This is a genomic window from Aeribacillus composti (genome assembly GCF_007827555.1).
Taxonomy (GTDB): domain Bacteria; phylum Bacillota; class Bacilli; order Bacillales; family Aeribacillaceae; genus Aeribacillus; species Aeribacillus composti.
This window is the reverse complement of sequence record NZ_VISS01000004.1, coordinates 26,205-43,051: the sequence shown is the minus strand read 5'-3', so window position 1 is coordinate 43,051 and position 16,847 is coordinate 26,205. Positions and strand designations below refer to the sequence as shown.

Here is a 16,847-nt window from a genome sequence, read left to right as displayed (position 1 = left end):
GACTCGCTTCAAAACATATCCGATTAAAATGCTATAAATCAAAACCGTACTCCCGACAAAAAGCATTGTCATGTCGTCACAGCCTTTCTTGAGAATGATTTTCATCATTAATTAAAGAATAACATGAGTGAAAATCATTTTCAATAGTTTTTTCGAACGAAGTTTTAAATTTTAAAATCTTACATAAAAAAACCAGCCAAAAATGGCTGGCACAAAATTTATTATTTAGTGATTTCGATTAACAAATCACCTGTTTGAATAGCTTCTCCGCTCTTCACATAAATATCTTTAATAACACCTGCAAATGGAGCTTGAACAGTCGTTTCCATTTTCATTGATTCAGTGATCATTAAATGATCGCCTTTATTTACTTTTTCGCCTTTTTCTACCAAGACTTTAATTACTGTTCCAGGCATAGACGCTCCAATATGTTCAGGGTTTTGCGGATCTGCTTTGACTCTTTGCTGAACAGTTGATTTGATGCTCTCGTCTTTAATGACAACCTCACGCGGCTGGCCGTTTAATTCAAAGTACACGATCCGCGTTCCATCAGGCTGCGGTTGGCCAATGGAAACTAGCTTCACAATCAGCGTTTTTCCTTTTTCAATTTCCACTTCAATTTCTTCGCCTAAACGCATTCCGTAGAAGAATGTCGGTGTATCTAAAACAGAAATGTTTCCATATTGTTCATATGTTTTCAAATATTCCGTGAACACTTTTGGATACAGTGCATAAGCGATCGTCTCGTAAGGCGTCGGCTCACGATGGAGCAGCTGCTCCAGCTCTTCTTTTAATGCTTGGAAATTAACCGGCTCCAATAGCTCCCCAGGTCTAACTGTAATCGGCTCACGGCCTTTTAAAATCACGCGCTGGAGCTCTTTCGGAAAGCCTCCGTACGGCTGGCCGAGATATCCGGCAAAAAATTCAATGACTGAATCTGGGAAGTCAAGCGATTCTCCACGCTCATATACGTCTTCTTCCGTTAAATTGTTCTGAACCATAAAGAGCGCCATGTCACCAACAACTTTTGATGACGGAGTTACTTTAACAATATCGCCAAACATTTGGTTGACGCGGCTGTACATTTCTTTCACTTCCTCCCAGCGGTCACCCAAACCTACAGCCTTCGCCTGCTGCTGTAAATTGCTGTATTGTCCGCCAGGCATTTCATGTACATAAACTTCTGAATGAGGAGCTTTCATGCCGCTCTCAAAGTCTTGATAATATTTGCGCACTTCTTCCCAATATTGAGACAGCTTTTCCAATGATTGAATGTTAACATTCGGTCTTCTTTCCGAACCTTCAAGCGCATAATATAAAGAATTGGCACTTGGCTGAGAAGTTAAACCGGCCATTGAGCTCAACGCCGTATCTATAATATCGACCCCTGCTTCGATCGCTTTGGCATATGTGTAAATGCCGTTTCCGCTCGTATCATGTGTATGCAAATGAATTGGCAGATCGACCGTTTCTTTTAACACTGAAATAAGCTCATATGCCGCCTGTGGCTTCAACAGTCCTGCCATATCTTTAATGCCTAAAATTTGTGCGCCTGATGCTTCCAATTCTTTTGCCATCTGTTTGTAATAATTCAAATCATATTTTCTTCTTGTTGGATCGAGAATATCCCCTGTATAACAGATGGCTGCTTCGGCAATTTTTCCGGTTTTACGGACGGCATCGATGGCAAGGGTCATCCCTTTTACCCAGTTTAAGCTGTCAAAGATTCTGAACACATCAATGCCTGCTTCCGCTGATCTTTCGACAAATTCTTTAATTACATTATCTGGATAGTTTTTATATCCGACAGCATTCGATGCGCGCAAAAGCATTTGCAGAAGCAAGTTTGGCACATGCTTTCTGACAATTTGAAGTCTTTCCCACGGATCTTCTTTTAAAAAGCGATAGGCAACATCAAACGTTGCTCCTCCCCACATCTCAAGCGAAAACAGGTTTGGAAGCAATCTCGCAGTAGGTTCAGCAATCTTTTTAATGTCATTTGTGCGCACGCGAGTTGCCAGCAATGATTGATGAGCATCTCGGAAAGTCGTATCCGTCAACAGCACTTGTTTTTGTTCTTTTACCCATTTAACAAGGCCGTCGACTCCTTCTTTCTCTAAAATTTGTTTCGTTCCTTCTGGAATAGGCTCCGATAATTTTACGTGCGGAATCGGTGGCTCATCAAATACTGGTTTTTTCTTTTTCCCGATGCCTGGAAAACCGTTCACCGTCACATTCCCAATATATGTGAGCATTTTTGTTCCCCGATCTCGTTGTTTCGGGAAAACGAACAGCTCAGGCGACGAATCAATAAAGGACGTATCATATTCTCCAGATAAAAATTTCTCATGTTTAATGACATTTTCCAAAAAAGGAATATTTGTTTTTATTCCGCGAACTCGAAATTCTCTTAAATTTCGAATCATTTTTCTGGCAGCTTGCTCAAACGATAGCGCCCATGTTGATACTTTTACAAGCAATGAATCATAATAAGGTGTAATAACAGCGCCTTGGAAGCTGTTTCCGGTATCCAATCGAACGCCAAAGCCGCCTCCGGAACGATACGCCATAATTTTTCCAGTGTCCGGCATGAAATTGTTCAGCGGATCTTCCGTCGTCACCCTTGCTTGAATAGCATATCCCCATGTTTTAATGTCTTCCTGTCTTGGAATTCCAACTTCCGGGCTGTGAATTGAGTGGCCTTCTGCCACAAGAATTTGTGTTTGAACGATATCTATCCCTGTAATCATTTCAGTAATCGTATGTTCTACTTGAACACGCGGATTTACTTCGATGAAATAAAAGTCATCGCCGGAAACTAAAAATTCCACCGTACCTGCATTGACATAGTTGACATTTTTCATTAACCGTACAGCCGCTTCGCAAATTTTATCCCTTAATTCCTGCTTTAAAGAAACGCTTGGAGCAACTTCCACGACTTTTTGATGACGACGTTGGACAGAACAGTCCCTCTCATAAAGATGAACAATGTTTCCATCGTGGTCACCAATGATTTGCACTTCAATATGCTTCGGATTTTCGATCAGCTTTTCTACATACACTTCGTCGCTGCCGAATGCAGCTTTTGCTTCCGATTTAGCTCGTTCATAAGAATCCTTTACTCCAGCCTTTGAACGGACTATGCGCATACCCCGGCCTCCGCCGCCAAGAGCAGCTTTAATGATAAACGGATACCCGTATTCTTCACCAAACTGAATCACTTCATCCAAGCTTTTGACTGGACCGTTGCTGCCTGGAATGACTGGAATTCCGGCCTTTTCCGCCTGATGTCTAGCTTTCACTTTATCGCCAAACATATCTAAGTGCTCTGTTCTAGGGCCGATAAAAATGATTCCGGCTTCTTCGCATTTTCTAGCAAATTCGATATTTTCAGATAAAAAACCGTATCCGGGATGAATAGCATCCACGTCATGAGCTTTTGCAATTTCAATGATACCGTCAATATCGAGATATGCTTCGATCGGTTTTTTTCCTTCGCCAACTAAATAAGCTTCATCTGCTTTATATCGATGATAAGAACCTGAATCTTCCCTGGAATAAATTGCAACGGTTCGGATATTCAATTCATTGCAAGCTCGAAATACCCGAATCGCGATTTCTCCACGGTTTGCTACTAAGATTTTTTCAATTTTTCTGTTCGTCATATAAATCCCCCTTGCAGTGTATATTAGATTTTCAAGAAAATAAAATTAGAGCAGCATATGGCGGAACGATTACATGCTTGCAATTTCTTTTTTATATTGCTCCCGGTAATTGACAAACATTGAAACATTCACTAACAATCCCATCGATATTAATAGTACTAATAACGATGAGCCTCCATAACTGACAAACGGCAATGTAACACCAGTGATCGGGATCAGTCCTGTCACTCCTCCCAAGTTGACGGCCGTTTGAATGGCGATCATGCTTGAAACTCCTACGGCAATCAATGTACCAAACGGGTCGGTGCATTTTCTTGCAATATAGAGGCCTTTTAAAACGATAAACGCCAAAAGCGTAAGAACAAATAATACACCGAAAATACCTAGCTCTTCCGCTACAACGGCCATAATAAAATCAGTGTGCGCTTCCGGCAAATATCCGTATTTTTGCACGCTTTCCCCCAGCCCCAGTCCAGTAAGACCTCCGGATCCGATCGCAATATATGAATTGACGAGCTGATAACCTGCTCCGTCTTCATGTTCAAATGGATCCGTATACCCTGTAAAGCGGGAAAGACGTTCTTTACTAAAAATATCATCGGCCTTAAATAAAATGAGCGGACTTAGCAGCAATAAGAAAAATAAAGCAAGCAATACTAACTTTAACATGTTTTTGATGCCCATACCTGAACATAAAATAATAGACAAGGCAATCATTCCAATAATGAATGATGTCCCAATGTCAGGCTGAAGCATAACAAAAACGCAAATCAATACGGTAAAGATTACCGGAGGCAATGCTCCCTTTCCAAAGTGCCATATGTACGATTGCTTTTTTTCGTATACAGCTGATAAATAAATAATGGCGGAAAGCTTGACAAATTCTCCCGGCTGAATGGCTCTTCCGGCAACTTTAAACCAGCTTTGCGAACCGCCGGCAACATGTCCAAAAATAAATAACAGCCCGAGAACAGCAATCGATCCAAAAAACAAAATTCTTATAAATTTTCCGTTCAGCAGAGCGCGGTACGGAAAAAACATCATAACTAGAAAAGCTATCGTTGCAAGCAGGAGCGAGGACAATTGCTTGCGAAAAAAATAATCGCTTTCCGTATAATACCTCGTGACTGCCATGATCATACTTGAACTGTACACCATGACCAAGCCGAAACCGCATAATAAGAAAACTGCTAAAATAAGCGAATAATCATATGATTTTAAAATTCGTTTCAACATGTTCATCTTCCTTACGACTTGCTGCTCTTCTTGTTGCAAAATAAATACACAGTCATTGTTTTCATAAGTGTAAAGAAAATTTATTTTCTATTATACTTTGAACAATTCATTTTCTCAATGGCAAAATAAAAATTGCGAAGGAACACCTATTGTGGAAGGTCGATATGAGAAATGGAAAAGATAAAATAAAAGCCCAAACCTTTTTTTTACCGGTTTGAGCAAGCTTTTTATTTTCGTACAAATGCCTCGTGCAGAGCTGACAGCTCACGCTCAAGCTCATCAAGCAGAGCTTTTCCCTCGCGTTCTTCAATCAGGCCTAGTCTGACAGCAAAGTCAATTTCCCGAGATAATCCGAACATTTGCGTATCTAAAACCTCTTCATAAAGAGGACATTGAGGCATTGTCAAATTGTCCATTTGTACTTTAATCAATTTCATGATTTTATCTGCATCCGCCTTTAAAAGCGAAAGAGCCTTTTCCCGGTGACTAAGAACCATTTCAAATGATGCCATCTGAATCCCTCCGTTCCCCATTAAGGAATCCCTATTCTATCTATTAATATTAAATGTTATAAAGGAAAATTGCAAGGAAACACGCACCCTCCTTCCCTAATAATTTTAAAGTTGTTCATATATATGTATGAACCTTCCAAAAAAATGCTAGAAGAATTCGTCTGATTGATTTGCCGCGTCTGGACTCAGCCGCCTGACTGTCGCCTTTTTGAACTGAAATGGACAACGGAATGTGACAAAATCCATAAAAGCGCTTATACTTTAACGTGGAGGGATGCTCATGAGCGATATTATTCAAATAAAAGGGAATGTAAAATTTCCAATTACTTTGGACCCAGGTGTTTGGATCTTTGATGACCGCCGCATTGATTTAAATACATATTTTGATCAAGGCCGCAAAGAGGAAAACATAGAAGAGGACTATGTGCAAAAAACAGCAAATCAATGGCAACGGGAGATTCAGGAGGGAGCTGTATTTCCGCCTACTTTAAAAACGGAACAAAAATTTGAAAAAGAAAAGGTGCTTACCGGGACTTTCGGCATGCCGCTTAAACCGTTTTTATCAAATGCTGAACCGTTAACGAACGCCAAAACGGTCGTTTTTGAAACCGAAAACGGCGAAGTCGAAATGCCGATTGAAAAAGCAGAAGAATGCATTTTGGCATTTAGCATGGAAGGAAAACCGTTAAAAGAAGACGGCCCTGTCCACATCATTTACGGAGATGGCTCGAACCGCAATGATCCAATTAAAAAGGTGAGAGCAATAATCGTAAAATAATTTTTGGGGGTGTCTAATAAGTCGTTTTACGGCTTATTGACGCCCCCATTAATGTTTTAGAAACGTTGATATATCGGTGTTTATTACTAATGGCGATTTGACTTTCTGGACAATCCCTTTTTTTCCATTGCTCACAATTTGAGTAGAATCGCAAATGTTAGCGCAAAAAATCTTTTTGGATGCTGCAAAGAGCTTAAGATAAATCAGCTTCTGCAAAGCTCACACTTTTATCTCTGACCCCTGAGGCTTTTGAAACTACAGCATCTCACTTTTTCATAACAAATCTGCTGCTATTTGCGCCAATTGGGATCGTTCGCCTTTCAGTAATTTTACATGCCCGGCAATTGCTTGATCTTTAAATTTTTCCACTACATAGGTCAACCCATTGTTATATTCATCTAAATAAGGATGATCAATTTGTCCTGGATCCCCCATCAACACAATTTTGCTTTTTTCACCAACTCTTGTTAAAATTGTCTTCACTTCATGTTTCGTCAAATTTTGCGCTTCATCGATGATGATAAATTGTTCCGGGATGCTCCTGCCGCGAATATAAGTCAGCGCCTCCACCTCAATCGAATTCATACCTGCTAAAATCGCATCAAGCTCGCCAGCTTTTTTCGTATTAAATAAATATTCTAAATTATCCCATATTGGCTGCATCCAAGGCCTCAGTTTTTCTTCTTTTTCTCCCGGCAAAAAACCGATATCTTTTCCCATTGGAACAATTGGTCTGGCGACAAGAAGCTTTTTATATGATTCCATGTCTTCTGTTTGCATCAGCCCGGCCGCTAAAGCCAAAAGCGTTTTTCCTGTACCTGCTTTGCCGATCAAAGTCACGAGCTGAATATCGTGTCTCATTAATAGTTCGAATGCCATCGTTTGTTGAACATTTCTCGGCTGTATTCCCCAAACATGGTCATGCTGAAAAACAAGCTTTTTCAATCTTTTCCCTGTTTTATCGACAATCCCAATGGCAGATGATTTGCCTCCTAAAGCATCCTTCAGCAAAATAAATTGATTCGGATAAAAAGGATGATTGGTTATTTCCGACAGCAGCAGCTCATTTTTCTCATAAAATCGGTTTAAGTTTTCCATACTTATGTAAAGGTCAAGAAACCCTGTATAGATATGGTCAATTTCTACTACACGATCGCTCAGAAAATCTTCAGTATGAAGTCCAATCGCATCTGCCTTCACTCTCACTAAAGCATCTTTGCTGACTAAAATTACCGATTTTCCATCTTTCTTTGATTGCTCTTCCAGTGATAAATTTTTGGCTACTGCCAAAATTCGGTTATCATTTGTTTTTTCCACGAAAATCTCCTGCAGATCATGAAACGAACGATGATTTAATTCAATTCTTAAAGATCCGCCGTTTGGCAGAGGAATTTTTTCGTGCAATTTCCCTTGTTCCCTCAACTGATCAATGATTTTTGAAACTTGGCGCGCATTTCGTCCAACTTCATCCATATATCTTTTTTTGGAATCCACCTCTTCAAGAACAACGGCAGGTATTACAACTTCGTGCTCATCAAAGGAAAAAATGGAATTCGGATCCTGCAACAAAACATTCGTATCCAGCACATATATCTTGCCCAATCTTTCTTCCTCCCTCATCCGAAATTATTGGAGGCTTCCTTAGCTAAAATATATGTCTTTATGAATAAAGATAGAAGGTTTATTAAACAATAAATAAAGAAAGATGCTGCCTAAGCCGATGTCTTCTACAATCCAGTCGGGAGTTAACTCCGAAAGATTCAGGCTTCTTTATAAGTTTTGTAACTAGAACCAATGTTATTCGTCAAAGACGGAAGCACGAAATAAGTAATGGATTACTTTACACCTTACTTGTAAGAAAAGGAGTGATAGCATGCGCAGCTTTTTGATGTTTATTTTGCTTGTCGGCTTTATTTTAAACGGTTGTTCCACAAACGAAAATGCACGAGAGGAAAATCGTGGTGAAAACTATTCAAGAACAATTACTGTCAAAGATTCCGTGCGGGAAAATGTTGATCGCAAATCCGGCCAGGAAATCGCCCGCCGCTTGGCAAAAATAGCCGAAAATGTTCCAGATGTAAATGATGCAACTGCAGTTGTTCTTGGAAATTATGCAGTCGTCGGAATTGATGTCGACAAAAAGCTGGATCGTTCAAAAGTTGAATCGATTAAGTATTCCGTTGCAGAATCATTAAAAAACGATCCTTACGGGGCTTATGCTGTAGTTATTGCCGATCCAGACACAAATGAACGAATCCGCCAAATTGGAGAGGAAATTCAAAACGGCCGGCCCATTGGCGGCATTCTAGATGAGCTCGCTCAAATTGTCGGAAGATTGATGCCGGATCTTCCTGGTGACGCGACAGACAATCAACAAAAGCAGCCGATGAATGAAAAAGATCAGCTTCCGAAGTCAAAAAATCAAGAGCTGAATAAAGAACAGCGTGATCAATCAAACCAAAAACAACAATAAAGACATTAAAACGCTTAAGTCCGAAGCTTAAGCGTTTTTCATTGCTTTCAACACCTTTTAGTCAAAATCCGATGATGTTTTATCATATTTAATAAAATAACAACTCATAAAACATTGTTTCACTATCGACCTGCGCGGCTGAAGATCAGTATGTCTATTCATTTTAATAGCTTGACTATCGCCGGATGATTCACGATCCCAAGTCGGAACGGAAATGCAAATGGCTCTGGTTTGGATAAAGAGTATTGACCTGTCTCACAATGTTTTTTGCAATGCTCGAAAGTGGCTCAATAGCTTATTTTTCTGTCTTTTCTTATAGAAATTGTATTGTGTGTAAGTCGTATAAAGCCGCTGCTGGCTTGATTCTTTTGCAAAGTTGCAAAAGAAATTGTGTGAGCGGAAGCAAAACGTGATATACTATGCGAGAGGCGAGTGAGTATAGAGGCGTGTTGTCTGGAAGCAATCCAAACTATCATCGAAGCCTTTTGATGCTGAGACGAACAACGTTGTACAAAGCTTAAAAATTTGATTAGAAAGTGTGAGAAGCAAGATGAAAGTCAAATGTGTTTTATGCGATAAAATCGAAACAATTGATGACGAATCATTGAAGGCAAAACAGCTGAGGAATAGACCGATTCATACATATATGTGCAATACTTGCTATAATCGAATTACGGAAAAAACAAACAAAAGACTATCAACCGGAAAGTTCCGTTTGTACCGCGAAAGAAAAAGGAATGAGCTTTTTTGAGAACAGAAAAATACTCAGAAAAAAGTTAAACAGATGAAGGTGGTGCGCGCTGGCACATACCGACATCTGTTTTGATTTTCTTTAAAGCTATGTGTTGTTTTCATTTTTTTTCGAATAGTAAAGCCGAATTTTATATATGCTTAAAATAAGAACAGCGACTACCAATCCTTCTGCAATCGGCAGAAAAATTGCCAAAAACGTCAGCACCGTACAGCCGAAAGCGAGAAATAAATAGATTATAGCAGACTTTAAAATCGGGAGCTTCTTAGCAAATCCTAGTTTATATACAATAATTGATAAAATCAGAATGGTAATATACAAATACCACATTCCGACATCATGCTGCTCATGAACACGGAAAAGACGCGCAAAAAAAGACAGCCTTTCAATTACTTGTTCTTCTGTCACTACGTCCCTCCCCCTTTCACTCATTAGCTTTGACTTGACAGTTTTTTCTTTTTCGCTGCTTTTTCCCTCTCGTTTTTATCCAAGATTTTCTTTCTTAAACGAATCGATTGAGGCGTGACTTCACAATATTCATCATCATTTAAATATTCAAGTGCTTCTTCCAACGACATGATCCGAGCTTTTTTCATTCCGACCGTTTGTTCTTTCGTCGAAGAACGGATATTTGTTTGTTGTTTTACTTTACATATATTCACAACAAGGTCATTTTCACGATTATGTTCACCGACAATCATCCCAGCGTACACGTCTGTTCCGGGTTCAACGAAAATCGTTCCGCGATCTTCGACCTGTTGAATGCCATAAGAGGTAGCTTTTCCTGTTTCCATTGAAACAAGAACCCCTTGACGCCTTCCGCCAACTTGTCCTTTTTGCATAGGCTGATACGAGTCAAACGAATGGTTTATGATGCCGTATCCTCTTGTTAAAGACATAAATTCGGTCGTGTAGCCGATTAATCCGCGCGATGGCACCATAAAAATCAAGCGGACTTGTCCATTTCCGTTATTGATCATGTCGACCATTTCCCCTTTGCGCGCGCCCAATGATTCCATGACAGGACCTGTGTATTCCTCTGGAACGTCCACCTGCACCCGTTCAACCGGTTCGCAAAGTACTCCATCGATTTCTTTTACAATTACTTCAGGCTTCGAAACTTGCAGCTCATACCCTTCCCTGCGCATGTTTTCAATTAAAATGGATAAATGAAGCTCGCCTCGCCCTGATACTATCCATTTATCCGGGGAATCCGTCGGCTCCACTCTTAGCGAAACATCTGTTTGCAGTTGTTCATGCAGCCTTTCTTCGATTTTTCTCGCCGTCACATATTTTCCTTCTCTGCCTGCGAAAGGGCTGTTGTTAACTAAAAACGTCATTTGCAGCGTCGGTTCATCAATCCGAAGAACAGGTAGCGCCTCTTGATGATCAACCGGACAAACCGTTTCCCCGACATTAATGTCTTCCATTCCAGAAACAGCGACAAGATCACCAGCTTTTGCCTGTTCAATTTCCAATCGTTTTAATCCTTTAAATCCAAACATTTTCGTAACACGGAAATGCTTCACACTTCCGTCAAGCTTCATTAATGCGACTTGTTGTCCGACTTTCATCTCTCCGCGAAAAATGCGGCCGATGCCGATCCGCCCAACATAGTCATTGTAATCCAGCAGCGCCACCTGGAATTGAAGGGGTTCTGAGCTGTTATCAACAGGTGCAGGAATATGTTCGATAATCGCATCAAATAGAGCTTCCATATTTTCATCCTGTTTAGTTGGATCAGTGCTTGCCGTTCCGTTGATGGCCGAAGCATAAATAACCGGAAATTCTAATTGATCATCGTTTGCATCAAGCTCAATAAACAGCTCAAGCACTTCATCGACAACTTCTTCAGGCCGGGCAAACTCTCTGTCAATTTTGTTCACGACGACAATAGGTGTTAAGTTTTGTTCCAACGCTTTTTTCAAAACAAATCTTGTCTGCGGCATGCAGCCTTCATAGGCGTCGACAACTAGCAGCACGCCATCGACCATTTTCATAATTCGTTCTACTTCTCCGCCAAAGTCGGCATGACCAGGCGTATCTAAAATATTAATGGTCGTTCCTTTATATTCAATCGCCGTATTTTTGGCTAAGATGGTGATTCCGCGCTCGCGCTCCAAGTCATTGGAATCTAAAGCACGCTCCGCCACTTGTTCATTTTCCCTGAACGTTCCTGATTGGCGAAGCAATTGGTCAACCAATGTTGTTTTCCCATGGTCTACGTGCGCGATAATAGCAATATTGCGTAAGTCGTTTCTAACTTTCACACTGTCATCTCCTATTTGCTAAACTGAACCTAGGCTATTATACCATAAATACTGTGGAAACGTTGAACGTTTTTCGATAAACTAAAGATGGAAAGAGGCTTAAAGGTTATTAATGGTTTTCGTCTTGGATTGATGAAAGGAGGATGGGAATGGGCAACGGAAAATGGATATTTTGGGTTCTCGCCACCATTGCGGCGCTGCTTATTGTGTCGGTCGGCTTTGCAATAGGGGCTGGCAGCCTGTTGGGAGTAGTTGTTAGCATCATTGGAATTATTATAGTATTTGGACTCGGCTTTACCCAAAAAAAGAAAATGCGAGAGAGAGGATTATTATAAAGAATTTACATCTTGGCATCGGCCATTTTATACTTTCAAACGGTTTATGATACATAGATCGTCCCCTCTACTGATAGAGGGGCTTTATTACATGGCATTAGTTTCTTTCAAACCTACAAAGACCCATCTTTTGTTTCACAATATGTTCGGATTTAGCTAAAACTCATTTACAATAGCCTTTTTCAAAAGACCAGCCAGAAATGGAATGGATACAAAGAAGTTCCATTTTATGTAAATTTTTAAACAACCCGATTTTTAGCCCTATTTACAAAACGTTGATTGCTACAACATTTCATTGCTCCACACTTGTTCCATTTTTCTCGCCTGCCATCACGATGTGAAGTTTGCCGAACGATACCAATTCTTTCATATTTTTATAAGAGACTTTTTATACTGCTTTCTTCATGCTTGTTTTTTAGCAAGCTATGATGATCTATAAGCTGTCAACAGCATTTGCAGCTTTATATTTTCCCTTTAATATACTCCTCGATAATTTGTTGATGAATGGTTTGGTTAGCGGTGAAAATGCTTTGCTTTTTAAGCAAATCGACTGGTTTTCCGTCAAGCGTTGTCGTAACCCCGCCTACTTCGTCGACAAGGATTAAACCTGCCGCAAAATCCCAAGGAGCAAGTCTCATTGTAATATAGCCGTCCAGCTTGCCTGCGGCTACATAGGCAAATTCAAGAGCGGCTGAACCAAATGATCTCGTTCCTCTTAAACGTTTGACAAGCGGACTTAATATTGATGGGTCAATTCGTCTGTTTTCCACCAGCCATGATGCATTCAAGCCGATGATGGATTCTTCTATTGTTTTCTTTTGTAACGGCGGAAGCTCCGTTTTGTTTAAATAGGCGCCGTTCCCCCTTATCGCATGGTACATTTCATCTCTGACGACATCATAAATCAGTCCTATTTGACCGACACCATCCGCAAAAACAGCAACCGAAATGCAGAAATTCCGCTTTTGATGTACAAAATTCATTGTTCCGTCAATCGGATCAATTATCCAAACGATACCGTCCAATGATTTCAATTCATGACCGGAACCTTCTTCTCCTAAAATGCTGTGTTCCGGAAACGTTTTGCGAATATTTTCCCAAAAGAAATGCTCTACTTCCCGGTCAATATTCGTCACTAAATCGTTTGGACTTGATTTCGCTTCAACGACCAGCTTTTGTTGAAATGATTGGCGAATTCTTTCACCAGCCTCATAAATCCATTGCTTTGCTTTTTGATCTATTTCATGCCAGTTCATCTATCTTACCCACTTTCTATTCAATCACCTTTTTTAGCATACTGTAAAGAAATGGAGAAAATCAAGTTTTTCACCTTTTTCATTGCAATATTTCACCCACATTATTTTTCTTTCTCTGTCGGTTTGTGCTACAATGTGGACAAACAACACAAGGAGGATTTTTATGGATTTTGTGCCATTTGTGAAGGAAGATTTTGAAGTTTTTCAAATAGACGGTTTAGAAGCGAGAATGGATGAGCTAAAAAAACGGGTGCGCCCAAAACTTGAAGCGCTGGGACAGCATTTTGCACCTACTTTGTCTGCTTTGACGGGAGATGAAATATTTTATCATGTAGCAAAACATGCCCGCCGTACCGTTCATCCTCCCAATGACACATGGGTTGCATTTGCAAACAGTAAACGGGGTTATAAGAAGCTCCCTCATTTTCAAATCGGATTATGGAGCACACACGTCTTTGTTTGGTTTGCCATTATTTATGAATCCCCTGTGAAAGAAGAAATCGGAAAACAATTTTTACAGAATTGGCAGCAAATTCGAAAGCAAATTCCTGAAGATTATTTCTGGTCAGCCGATCATACAAAACCAGATGCGGAAAAACAAAAAAATTTATCTGACGAAGATTTTCAACGAATTTTTCAACGTCTGCAATCGGTGAAAAAAGCAGAAATGTTATGCGGCATCAACCTTCCAAAAAATGAAGTTCTCTCCATGAGCAGGGAGCAATTTTTGGAAAAGGTTGACGAGACGTTTAAAACGTTAATGCCGCTTTATCAAATCACACAAAAAAGCACTGTTTAAAAATGGTCAGGATGCGCTGCATCGCTGACCATTATTTCTTTTGAAAACAATTAAGCAATGCTGGACCATTTCCGCCTTATCTCTTTCGCCTGTTCAATGATTTCGTCAAACAGTTCCGCAACAGACGGAATATTTTTTACCAGCCCTATAGATTGACCGGCCCATGCGTATCCTTCCTCGATTTTGCCTTCATAAATATATTTTTTGTTCGCTTCTCCACTAATGAAATCTTTTAGCGACTCATAATCTCCTCTTTCTCTTTCAATTTCCAAAATTTTTTCGGTCCAATTATTTCGAAGCGCCCGACCTGGTGCCCCTAACGACCTTTTAATAATGACGGTATCAAGTTCAGTACCGTTGACAATTGCTTCTTTATATAACGGGTGTGCATGTACGCATTCCTTCGTTGCAATAAAACGAGTTCCCATTTCAATCCCTTCAGCTCCAAGAGCCAATGCTGCCATTAGTCCCCTCCCGTCCGCAATGCCTCCAGAAGCAATCACCGGAATGGAGACAGCTTCCACTACTTGTGGAATTAATACGAAATTGCCGATATCGTCTTTTCCTAAATGACCGCCGCCTTCTTGTCCGACGACCATCACTGCATCTGCTCCAAGCTCTTCCGCTTTCTCCGCTTGTCTTCTTGCCGCAACGAGAACTAGTTTTTTTACATCGACACCTTTTAATTGGTCAAAAAGCGGAGCCGGGTTCCCGCCAGTGATGGAAATGACCGGCACTTTTTCTTCAATCGCCACATCAAGCATATCGGAAAATGGACGGCCATGCTGACCGATGGCGAAGTTCACTCCAAACGGCTTATCCGTTTTTTGTTTCACCTTCCGTATTTCCTCTCGAAGCGCAGCTGGATTCGGAAGAGACATAGCCGTGATCTGACCGAGCCCTCCTGCATTGCTTACTGCACTTGCTAATTCTGAATACGCTAAATAAGCAAGTCCCCCTTGAATGATCGGATATTTAATCCCTAGCAATTCGGTAATTTTTGTTGAAAATACCATGTTTCCCCCTCCCCATTTCGTATTATTCTTTTTCCACGCATTAAATTCCTTCTTTATAAAAACGTAGCTCAAAACAAAGAGAAGCACAAAGATATTAAAAACCCTATTTAATGCCTTTTGCAGGTTTTAAAGGAAAGTGCTATAATTTCATTTGTTTTTAATTTTGGGGAACCTTTAAAAAGTAGGTGAAAAGGAAAATTGTCACAGCATGATACACCATTGTTTACAGGTCTTTTAGAACATATTCAAAAAAATCCAATTCAATTTCACATTCCCGGCCATAAAAAAGGAGCCGGAATGGAGCCAAAATTCCGAGAATTTATCGGACATAATGCTCTGGCGATGGACTTAATTAATATCGGTCCTTTGGATGATCTTCATTCGCCAAAAGGAATTATTAAAGAAGCACAAAAATTGGCTGCTGAAGCTTTCGGTGCCGATCACACCTTTTTCTCGGTACAAGGTACGAGCGGAGCCATTATGACAATGGTCCTGTCGGTTTGCGGACCTGGAGATAAAATTATTGTTCCAAGAAATGTTCATAAATCGGTCATGTCAGCAATCATTTTTTCAGGGGCTTCCCCCGTTTTTATACATCCTGAAGTGGATAAAAACCTCGGCATTTCTCACGGAATAACGACAGAATCAGTTGAAAAAGCTCTTCAGCAATATCCTGATGCAAAAGGGCTTTTAGTCATTAATCCAACGTATTTCGGAATCTCAGCTGATTTAAAACAAATCGTAAATATTGCTCATTCATATAATGTCCCTGTTCTTGTAGATGAAGCGCACGGCGTCCACATTCATTTTCATGACAAGCTGCCATTATCCGCCATGCAGGCAGGGGCAGATATGGCGGCAACTAGCGTTCATAAGCTGGGAGGATCGATGACGCAAAGCTCTATTTTAAATGTTCGGGAAGGTCTTGTGTCTCCTGACCGTGTTCAATCGATTTTAAGCATGCTGACTACGACATCGACATCCTATTTGCTTCTTGCATCACTGGATGCAGCTCGAAAGCAGCTGGCAACGAAGGGCTATGAATTATTAGAGCAAACGATTCAATTGGCGAATCAGACAAGATACGAAATTAACAAAATTGATCATCTATATTGTGTAGGAGAAGAAATTTTGGGAACGAATGCAACGTATGATTATGATCCGACAAAATTAATTATTTCTGTGAAGGAACTAGGCATAACGGGATATGATGCAGAGCTGTGGTTAAGAGAACATTACAACATTGAAGTGGAGCTTTCCGATCTGTACAATCTGCTCTGTCTGATCACGCCCGGTGATACAGAATATGAAACATCACTTTTAATAAAAGCGCTTCGTGCTTTGTCAAAAGAATTTTCCCATCAGGCAAACAAGCAAGCGGAAGTCTCTGTCCTTCTGCCCGATATTCCTGTTTTGGCGCTGACACCTAGAGATGCTTTTTATGCAGAGACGGAATTGGTGCCTTTTGAACAATCTGTCGGACGCATTATTGCAGAATTTGTCATGGTGTACCCACCGGGCATACCGATTTTCATACCAGGAGAAATCATCACTAAAGAAAATTTACATTACATCCGAAAAAATTTAGATGCCGGCCTGCCTGTTCAAGGTACAGAAGATCCAACTCTTTCCTACATTCGCGTTATTAAAGAGCATAAACCGATTAAATGAGAAATCGCTGAAGAAGCTTTATAAATCCATACATTCGAGGACAAGTCGAAAAACTGATGAAACCAAATTTTGCTGAAGATCGATC

Annotated in this window: 14 protein-coding genes; 6 read left to right on the top strand and 8 right to left on the bottom strand. The window is 40.4% G+C overall.

Annotation, left to right across the window (positions count from 1 at the left end):
- Positions 1-221: 221 nt before the first annotated feature.
- From pyc to FB379_RS03135, 3 genes are all read right to left on the bottom strand, one after another.
- Positions 222-3,665, bottom strand: coding sequence for a pyruvate carboxylase (pyc, locus tag FB379_RS03145; RefSeq protein WP_063389662.1), 3,444 nt, complete (start codon positions 3,663-3,665; stop codon positions 222-224).
- A gap of 69 nt (positions 3,666-3,734) precedes the next feature.
- Positions 3,735-4,901: an FtsW/RodA/SpoVE family cell cycle protein gene (locus tag FB379_RS03140; RefSeq protein WP_144596971.1), complete on the bottom strand. Its 1,167-nt coding sequence runs from the start codon at positions 4,899-4,901 to the stop codon at positions 3,735-3,737.
- A 227-nt stretch (positions 4,902-5,128) separates the two neighbouring features.
- Complete coding sequence (locus FB379_RS03135) at positions 5,129-5,413, bottom strand: Fpa/YlaN family protein (RefSeq protein WP_063389660.1); 285 nt, start codon at positions 5,411-5,413, stop codon at positions 5,129-5,131.
- Positions 5,414-5,693: 280 nt separating this feature from the next.
- On the opposite strand from FB379_RS03135, the gene FB379_RS03130 reads away from it, so the two are divergent.
- Entirely contained in the window at positions 5,694-6,191 is a 498-nt protein-coding gene (locus tag FB379_RS03130) for a molybdopterin-dependent oxidoreductase (protein WP_066250247.1), read from the top strand.
- A 273-nt stretch (positions 6,192-6,464) separates the two neighbouring features.
- Here FB379_RS03130 and FB379_RS03125 read toward each other — a convergent pair whose 3' ends face one another.
- Positions 6,465-7,811, bottom strand: a complete 1,347-nt coding sequence (locus tag FB379_RS03125; protein WP_375338794.1) for a PhoH family protein — start codon at positions 7,809-7,811, stop codon at positions 6,465-6,467.
- A gap of 253 nt (positions 7,812-8,064) precedes the next feature.
- Between FB379_RS03125 and FB379_RS03120 the strand changes: the two genes are divergently transcribed.
- Both FB379_RS03120 and FB379_RS03115 read left to right on the top strand, forming a co-directional pair.
- Positions 8,065-8,664: a YhcN/YlaJ family sporulation lipoprotein gene (locus FB379_RS03120; RefSeq protein WP_063389657.1), complete on the top strand. Its 600-nt coding sequence runs from the start codon at positions 8,065-8,067 to the stop codon at positions 8,662-8,664.
- 550 nt (positions 8,665-9,214) lie between these two features.
- Positions 9,215-9,415 carry a YlaI family protein gene (locus FB379_RS03115; RefSeq protein WP_063389656.1) on the top strand — a complete coding sequence of 67 codons (201 nt, stop codon included), beginning with the start codon at positions 9,215-9,217 and terminating at the stop codon, positions 9,413-9,415.
- Positions 9,416-9,502: 87 nt separating this feature from the next.
- Here the strand turns inward: FB379_RS03115 and FB379_RS03110 are convergent, their stop codons facing one another.
- Positions 9,503-9,823, bottom strand: coding sequence for a YlaH-like family protein (locus FB379_RS03110; RefSeq protein ID WP_242009277.1), 321 nt, complete (start codon positions 9,821-9,823; stop codon positions 9,503-9,505).
- A gap of 23 nt (positions 9,824-9,846) precedes the next feature.
- A complete protein-coding gene (gene typA / locus FB379_RS03105) occupies positions 9,847-11,685 on the bottom strand; it encodes a translational GTPase TypA (protein ID WP_094245652.1) in 1,839 nt (612 codons plus the stop codon).
- 149 nt (positions 11,686-11,834) lie between these two features.
- Here typA and FB379_RS03100 point away from each other — a divergent pair, with 149 nt between their 5' ends.
- A complete protein-coding gene (locus tag FB379_RS03100; RefSeq protein WP_063389653.1) occupies positions 11,835-12,020 on the top strand; it encodes a DUF5325 family protein in 186 nt (61 codons plus the stop codon).
- 461 nt (positions 12,021-12,481) lie between these two features.
- Here the strand turns inward: FB379_RS03100 and FB379_RS03095 are convergent, their stop codons facing one another.
- On the bottom strand, positions 12,482-13,276 hold the full coding sequence (locus FB379_RS03095) for an inositol monophosphatase family protein (RefSeq protein WP_144596967.1): 795 nt from the start codon (positions 13,274-13,276) through the stop codon (positions 12,482-12,484).
- A 163-nt stretch (positions 13,277-13,439) separates the two neighbouring features.
- Between FB379_RS03095 and FB379_RS03090 the strand changes: the two genes are divergently transcribed.
- Positions 13,440-14,075, top strand: a complete 636-nt coding sequence (locus tag FB379_RS03090; protein WP_063389651.1) for a YktB family protein — start codon at positions 13,440-13,442, stop codon at positions 14,073-14,075.
- 50 nt (positions 14,076-14,125) lie between these two features.
- On the opposite strand, the gene FB379_RS03085 is transcribed toward FB379_RS03090, so the two are convergent.
- Complete coding sequence (locus tag FB379_RS03085) at positions 14,126-15,091, bottom strand: NAD(P)H-dependent flavin oxidoreductase (RefSeq protein WP_063389650.1); 966 nt, start codon at positions 15,089-15,091, stop codon at positions 14,126-14,128.
- A 198-nt stretch (positions 15,092-15,289) separates the two neighbouring features.
- Here FB379_RS03085 and FB379_RS03080 point away from each other — a divergent pair, with 198 nt between their 5' ends.
- On the top strand, positions 15,290-16,762 hold the full coding sequence (locus FB379_RS03080; RefSeq protein WP_144596965.1) for an aminotransferase class I/II-fold pyridoxal phosphate-dependent enzyme: 1,473 nt from the start codon (positions 15,290-15,292) through the stop codon (positions 16,760-16,762).
- The last annotated feature ends 85 nt before the right edge of the window (positions 16,763-16,847 follow it).